Origin of the sequence: Tolumonas lignilytica, assembly GCF_000527035.1 — a bacterium.
Lineage (GTDB): Bacteria > Pseudomonadota > Gammaproteobacteria > Enterobacterales > Aeromonadaceae > Tolumonas > Tolumonas lignilytica.
Genome location: NZ_AZUK01000001.1, coordinates 2,653,318 through 2,660,000, shown reverse-complemented (window position 1 = coordinate 2,660,000; position 6,683 = coordinate 2,653,318). Strand labels below are relative to the sequence as shown.

General features: G+C 46.7%; 6 protein-coding genes and 1 rRNA gene (1 of these 7 running past the window's edge). 5 read left to right on the top strand and 2 right to left on the bottom strand.

The window, feature by feature from the left end:
- Positions 1–451, bottom strand: a 16S ribosomal RNA gene (locus tag H027_RS0112335) (it extends 1,093 nt beyond the left edge of the window).
- A 452-nt stretch (positions 452–903) separates the two neighbouring features.
- On the opposite strand from H027_RS0112335, the gene cydD reads away from it, so the two are divergent.
- From cydD to H027_RS0112310, 5 genes are all read left to right on the top strand, one after another.
- The gene (gene cydD, locus H027_RS0112330) at positions 904–2,688 is read left to right on the top strand and encodes a heme ABC transporter permease/ATP-binding protein CydD (protein ID WP_024872766.1); all 1,785 of its coding nucleotides are present in this window, start codon (positions 904–906) and stop codon (positions 2,686–2,688) included.
- The gene (gene cydC / locus H027_RS0112325; RefSeq protein ID WP_024872765.1) at positions 2,681–4,426 is read left to right on the top strand and encodes a heme ABC transporter ATP-binding protein/permease CydC; all 1,746 of its coding nucleotides are present in this window, start codon (positions 2,681–2,683) and stop codon (positions 4,424–4,426) included. Before cydD ends, cydC begins: the two co-directional genes overlap by 8 nt.
- Positions 4,427–4,494: 68 nt before the next feature.
- Complete coding sequence (gene rcsF, locus H027_RS0112320) at positions 4,495–4,872, top strand: Rcs stress response system protein RcsF (RefSeq protein ID WP_024872764.1); 378 nt, start codon at positions 4,495–4,497, stop codon at positions 4,870–4,872.
- Complete coding sequence (gene tsaA, locus H027_RS0112315) at positions 4,872–5,591, top strand: tRNA (N6-threonylcarbamoyladenosine(37)-N6)-methyltransferase TrmO (RefSeq protein WP_038149280.1); 720 nt, start codon at positions 4,872–4,874, stop codon at positions 5,589–5,591. The genes rcsF and tsaA overlap by 1 nt, the downstream gene beginning before the upstream one ends.
- 12 nt (positions 5,592–5,603) lie before the next feature.
- Positions 5,604–5,828 (top strand): hypothetical protein, encoded by a 225-nt coding sequence (locus H027_RS0112310; protein WP_024872762.1) that lies wholly within the window; start codon positions 5,604–5,606, stop codon positions 5,826–5,828.
- A gap of 37 nt (positions 5,829–5,865) precedes the next feature.
- Here H027_RS0112310 and H027_RS0112305 read toward each other — a convergent pair whose 3' ends face one another.
- Positions 5,866–6,606, bottom strand: coding sequence for a phosphatase (locus H027_RS0112305; RefSeq protein WP_024872761.1), 741 nt, complete (start codon positions 6,604–6,606; stop codon positions 5,866–5,868).
- Positions 6,607–6,683 lie beyond the last annotated feature (77 nt).

Sequence of the window (6,683 nt, the reverse complement as noted above, 5' to 3'; positions counted from 1 at the left end):
TCCTCCCCACTGAAAGTGCTTTACAACCCGAAGGCCTTCTTCACACACGCGGCATGGCTGCATCAGGGTTTCCCCCATTGTGCAATATTCCCCACTGCTGCCTCCCGTAGGAGTCTGGACCGTGTCTCAGTTCCAGTGTGGCTGGTCATCCTCTCAGACCAGCTAGAGATCGTCGCCTTGGTGAGCCGTTACCTCACCAACTAGCTAATCCCACATGGGTGCATCCAATCGCGGTAGGCCCGAAGGTCCCCACCTTTCCCCCGCAGGGCGTATGCGGTATTAGCAACCGTTTCCAGTTGTTATCCCCCTCGATTGGGCAGCTCCCCATGCATTACTCACCCGTCCGCCACTCGCCGGCAGGATAGCAAGCTATCCCCCGCTGCCGTTCGACTTGCATGTGTTAGGCCTGCCGCCAGCGTTCAATCTGAGCCATGATCAAACTCTTCAATTAAAGTTTTGGCTCAATGAATGACTTGTCTTTACAGACACTTCGTATCATTGATTAAATTTTTTCAATCTAATCAATCTACGCAAGTGCCCACACAGATTGCTTGATATGTTGTTAAAGAGCGTGGCTGTTAGGCCAGGGACGCGAATCATACGCTTTCCCTCTTCGTTGTCAAGCGGTGTTTATCACAAACGGCTTGGCAACTTAAATCTTTACTGAGTAACGTGCTGAATCTCAACTCGTTGCGGCGTCTGCCGTCTCAGTGGGGCCGCATTATAGGGGCCCGTTCTTTTTAGGCAAGCGCTTTTTTACCATTTTCATTGAAAGCTATATCGATCGACCAAATAGCGAGCAATTCGATAATTATAGGCTATTTTTTACACATTAATTAAGCGATTGCTATTACTGAAACGGATCAGTAGGCTTGCTGCATTCAATTTATATGTTTATTTATTATGGATAAAAGCCGTCAAAAATTGCTGACTCGCTGGTTGCGTCAGCATCGATCACTAGCCAACCCTTGGTCTTCTTTATGTATTTTAACTGGGGGAATATCTACCCTTTTGTTAATCGCCCAAGCCTGGTTACTTGCAACCATCTTGCACGGACTGATTATTGCTCAATCTCCTCGCACTGTTTATCTCTGGCATTTTGGTGGATTGTTGCTGATTGCTCTATTGCGAGCACTATTGAGTTGGGTTAAAGAACGATTGGCTTTTATTGGGGCAACGAAAATCCGCCAGCATTTTCGTCAGCAAGTATTACAACAATTAAAAAAACGTGGCCCTCTCTATATTCAGCAACAGCCGGTAGGTAGCTGGAGCAGTTTATTAGTTGATCAAATCGAACATTTGCATGATTTTTATGCTCGGTTCTTACCACAGTCCATGCTTTCTGGCATCCAGCCTTTCCTTATTCTATTGTTTGTCTTTCCAACAAATTGGGCCAGTGGATTAATTTTGTTATTAACTGCGCCATTAATTCCTATTTTTATGATTTTGACCGGAATGGGCGCGGCAGATGCCAATCGACGGAACTTTTTAGCTTTAGCCCGTTTATCGGCTCACTTTCTAGATCGCTTACAAGGCTTAATGACGCTACGTTTGTTTTTCCGCACTAAAGTTGAGGGCGAAAAAATAGCTTCAGCCTCAGAGGACTTTCGGGAGCGCACGATGGAAGTGTTGCGTATGGCGTTTCTAAGTTCTGCCGTGTTGGAGTTTTTTGCTTCGGTTTCCATTGCGCTGGTTGCAGTTTATTTTGGTTTTTCGTACCTCGGAAATCTCAATTTTGGCCACTATGGTCATTTAACTTTATTCAGCGGTCTGTTTGTTTTATTGCTTGCCCCTGACTTTTATCTGCCCCTACGCGAGTTAGGCGCTCACTATCATGCCAAGGCTCAGGCTATTGGCGCTGCCGATACACTACAGACTTTTCTCGACGAGAAATTTATTTCTGTGACTAGTGGTGAAAAACCCTTGGTTGTCACCGAGTCTATGTCTATTGAAGCAACAAACTGCTGTGTGTTATCTCATGATGGTAAAGTCTTGGTCGGCCCGCTTTCTTTTACAGTCAAGCCGAACCAATTTGTCGCCATCATCGGTAAGACAGGTTCCGGGAAAAGTTCTTTATTAAATGCACTGCTTGGATTTGCGCCCTATTCAGGGAGTTTGAAAATTAATGGCCAGGAGTTATCCACGCTGGAGCTTAACTCTTATCGCCAATATATTGGTTGGCTGGCACAAAATCCCCGCCTGTTGCCTGGAAGCTTGAAGGCAAATTTATTGTTGGGTCGCGCCAACATTAGTGATGAAGCGTTGTTGCAAGCTGTCACACAGGCAGGCGCACTAGACATCATTAATGATAAGGGATGGGATTACAGCGTTACCGAACAGAGTGGCGGCGTTTCTGTGGGACAGGCCCAGCGCCTGGCACTCGCAAGAACGTTATTGAAACCATGCCATTTATTGTTATTGGATGAACCGACTGCCAGTTTGGATCGGGTCAATGAAGAAAAAATCTTATCTGTATTAACACCGCTCTGGCGCACTCACACCACACTGTTGGTTACACATCGAGTCTATCAGCTTCAGCAAGCCGATCACATCCTGCTCTTGCAACAAGGCCAACTGGTGGCAGAAGGAAATTACTCCGAGTTGAAACAACAGAACCCATATTTTCGAGAGTTATTAGTTCAGCCAACTATGAATATTACGGATGTTGCGGAGAATGAATATGCGTGAGTTACGTCCCTATCTGAAATTATTCAGTCGGCATTGGATTATGCTGTTGATTGGATTGCTCTTGACGGTCTGTACCTTGCTAGCTGGTTTAGGCTTGTTATCACTTTCCGGCTGGTTTTTAACTGCGTGCGCAGTAGCCGGACTCAGTGCCATCACTAAAGATGCCTTTAACTACATGACACCAGCCGGAGCGGTGCGCTTTTTTTCCATTGTCAGAACCGCATGTCGTTGGGGCGATCGGGTTATTAGTCATGATGCTACCTTTCGGGTATTAACGTCCTTACGTATTCAGTTTTGGAAAAAACTGGCACCGCTGTCACTGCATCAGCTCCAATCCTGGCGGCAGGGTGAATTGTTGAATCGACTGGTGGCTGATATTGATGCGCTGGATAATTTATATCTGCGTCTGATTACACCTGTGCTGGCAGCACTGCTCATTCTTATTAGCCTGTTTGTTGTCGTTGCACTTTTTGATATTCATCTGGCTTTCTTTCTTTGCGGTACCTTATTGTTGCTGGCTATCGCTGTTCCACTTATTTTTTATCGTTTAGGAAAAGCTCCCGGCCAGTCATTGATCGTCAGTCAAAGTCATTTAAGAAGTGCCTGTACTACTTATCTGAGTCATCAGGCTGAGCTGTTATTGTGCGGAGCTGAAGAGCAGTATCGGGAATCCATTGTTCGAGAAGAGGAAAAGTTGTTTCAAGCACAACGTGATATGACCTCTCTCAATGGATTATCGAGTGCCTTGATGCTTGCACTGTTGAGCCTGTTAGTGTGCGCTATGTTATGGCTTGCCGCAGGCGGTGTCGGTTCTCATGATAAAGCGGATCCGTTGACAGCATTGATGGTCTTTTTTGCTCTGGCTTCTTTTGAGGCATTGCAACCTTTGGCGGGTGCCTTTCAGTATTTGTCATCCACACTGACGGCAGCAAGACGGTTGAATCAAATCATGGAGACAACACCAGCCATTCAGTTTGGTACTGATGAAAAAACAGCACAAAGTGGCGAACTTTCTATTCAGTCATTGAGTTTTTGTTATCCCCATCAACCGGTAAATGTGATTAACGAGCTTTCATTACAGCTACGACCCGGAGAAAAAGTAGCCATTTTAGGGCCAACCGGATGTGGTAAATCAACGCTGTTAGGTTTACTGACCCGAGAATGGAACCCAGCCCAGGGCGCTATCTTTTTAGATCAGCGCCCATTGGCTGAATTCAGCGATGAGGCATTGCGAGCATCCATGTCTGTCGTGAGCCAGCGCGTGCATGTGTTCAGTGCAACATTAGCTGATAATTTGCGTTTAGCGAAACCATCCGCCACTGATGCAGACTTGCAAGAGGTGCTGCTTAAAGTAGAACTCGATCATTTGCTGGAAGGAGCCAATCTCAAAGAAAGCCTGAAACTGTGGCTTGGTGAAGGTGGCAGAGCGTTGTCGGGCGGTGAACAACGACGCCTTTCATTGGCCCGCGCACTTTTACATGATGCACCATTGCTGTTATTGGACGAAGTCACTGAAGGCTTAGATCCGGCAACAGAACAACGGATCATGCACTTGATATTGCAGCACAGTAAGGACAAATCCGTTCTCATGATCACGCATCGACTGACCGGATTGTCACAGATGGATCGGATCGCCTTGTTGGAAAACGGGCAATTCCGCCTGACAGGGTCACATACTGAACTGTTAGCAGCCGATCTCTACTACCAGAGTTTATTCCAGCATCTGCAGGATGAATGACGGAAGTTATCGAATCTCTCGGTCAGCCTCTCTATAATGTTATTTCTTCTTAATGAGAGGCTGACTTGATGAAAACCCTGCCGTTTATTGCGTTTATGCTAACTCTGCTAAACGGATGTAGCTTGTTTCAGGTAAATACCAATCTGGATAAAAAGAATTTCACTGAATACTTCAAACCCAGTTCCGTCGCGGTAATGGATAAAAATCAGGTGCTAGATGCTGATGGCAAACCGCTCGGTACTGTTGAAGGAGAGTCTTGCCAAAGCGATAACACCCAACCCGTACCTAACATCGCTGATGCCCAAACAGATGCGCGCCGTAAAGCTGCAGATCTTGGTGGCAATGCCGTGGTCTTCAGCAAATGCGCCCCTGTTCCAGCCACCGACACCTGCATAGCCAGTTTGGTTTGCTATGGTCAGGCATACAAGATTAAAGAAAACAATTAATGGTCACTCCGGCTTCTCCTGCTTTGCATCTGACCACGGTTGGTGTTATCCGCTCGCCTTATCAGGAAAAATTTGCGGTGCCACGTCAGCCGGGGTTAGTAACAGCCATTTCCGCACAACTGGAACTGTTACCGCCCTATAACGATCCACACTGTGTCAGAGGATTAGACGCATTTAGTCATTTATGGCTGATGTTTGTCTTCCACCAAAATGGTACTGAAGAATGGCATCCAACCGTTCGTCCGCCGCGACTTGGCGGCAATCAACGCATTGGGGTATTTGCTTCGCGTAGCCCTTTTCGTCCCAACCCTATCGGATTATCCGTGGTGGAACTAAAAGGCATTCACCAGCAAGGACACAAGATCTGGTTGGAACTGGGTGGTGTGGATCTGGTCAATGGGACGCCCATTATCGACATCAAACCTTATCTTCCCTTCGTTGATAGTCTGCCTGATGCTCGCGGTGGATTTGCGCCAGAAGCCCCGACACTGATGCCAGTTAAGTTGACGGATGAAATGGAAATTCGTTGTCAGCAAATTGCGAGAGAATATCCGAATATCCGTGATTTTTTACTGCAAGTCATCGCGCAAGACCCTCGCCCTGCCTATCGAAAAGCTGATGATGACGATAAAATATACGGCGTTCGTTTGTTGAACTTTAATGTCAAATGGCAAGTCAGAGAGGGTGTCGCCATTATTTCAGCGATAACCGACTGTTAAAGGAGAAAGAACATGGCACATGCGGCGTGGTATATGAGCTTGATACTGTCAGTATTGTTATTTTTATCAGCCGGTTGTGACTCTGGACATGAGCCAACATCTGGCACCAAAACAACATCGCAAGACACTATTCTGAAAGAACAATTGAAACCGCTGGACGATGCCAAAAAAGTGGAACAGACATTACAGCAGGCGGCAGATAAACAAGCCGAAACAATCAAACAACAAACCAAATAAAACAAAATGAAGCCCAAAGCTTCATTTTGTTTATCGATTATAATTCGGCAAATTCAGGAATATGTGGCCGTCCGCGCGACTCTAAAAAGTCTAGCAACGTTCGCGGCGTTCGATTCAAAACCCGATCGGCGGGAAAATCAACCGCATCTAAAATTTCCAGACTCTTGTCTAATTCCCCCAAGCTATAAGCGATGTGCGAGTCAGAGCCTAAACTCACCCAGCCACCCGCATCCCGTACGGCTTTTGCGATTGCGGTGCAGTTAACATCGCTACCAACGCGGGAATGTAAGAAGGACGAATTATTAATCTCTAATGCCACATTATATTTGGCGGCGGCCTCAGCCACTGACTGGATCTCGATGGGAAATCGAGGATTACCAGGGTGGGTGATCACATGCACCAACCCTTTCTTCATCGCATTGATCATGGCCCTGGTATTGGTATCACGATCTTTCGGAGCAAAAACCTGTTCGTGAAAACCTGCCAGAACAATGTCCAGCTCATGCAACATTTTTTCATTACAGTCGATTTCGCCGAACTCATCTTTAATGTTGGCTTCGATGCCACGCAGAATGCCCACGCCATCAACCATGCGCGGAATGACCCGTGAATTGATGAAATGCCAGGCATGCGGCGCATCAGCCATGTCAGGCCCATGATCGGTAGTGGCAAATAAAACGATGCCTTTGCGCTTGGCTTCGGCAATATAGTCATGAATTGTGCTGTAGGCGTGTGAGCTGGCCAGGGTATGCGTGTGGGTGTCGACCTGATAGCGCATGATGAACTACTCCCCTTCTGTCATTAGTGTCAGCATATCACAAAAGTCATTTTTTCGGCGGATCACGCCGCTTTTCT

Excerpts from the sequence above, each read along its gene's own strand:
- cydD (WP_024872766.1), top strand. The coding sequence starts at position 904 with ATGGATAAAAGCCGTCAAAAATTGCTGACTCGCTGGTTGCGTCAGCAT.
- cydC (WP_024872765.1), top strand. The coding sequence starts at position 2,681 with ATGCGTGAGTTACGTCCCTATCTGAAATTATTCAGTCGGCATTGGATT.
- rcsF (WP_024872764.1), top strand. The coding sequence starts at position 4,495 with ATGAAAACCCTGCCGTTTATTGCGTTTATGCTAACTCTGCTAAACGGA.
- tsaA (WP_038149280.1), top strand. The coding sequence starts at position 4,872 with ATGGTCACTCCGGCTTCTCCTGCTTTGCATCTGACCACGGTTGGTGTT.
- H027_RS0112310 (WP_024872762.1), top strand. The coding sequence starts at position 5,604 with ATGGCACATGCGGCGTGGTATATGAGCTTGATACTGTCAGTATTGTTA.
- H027_RS0112305 (WP_024872761.1), bottom strand. The coding sequence starts at position 6,606 with ATGCGCTATCAGGTCGACACCCACACGCATACCCTGGCCAGCTCACAC.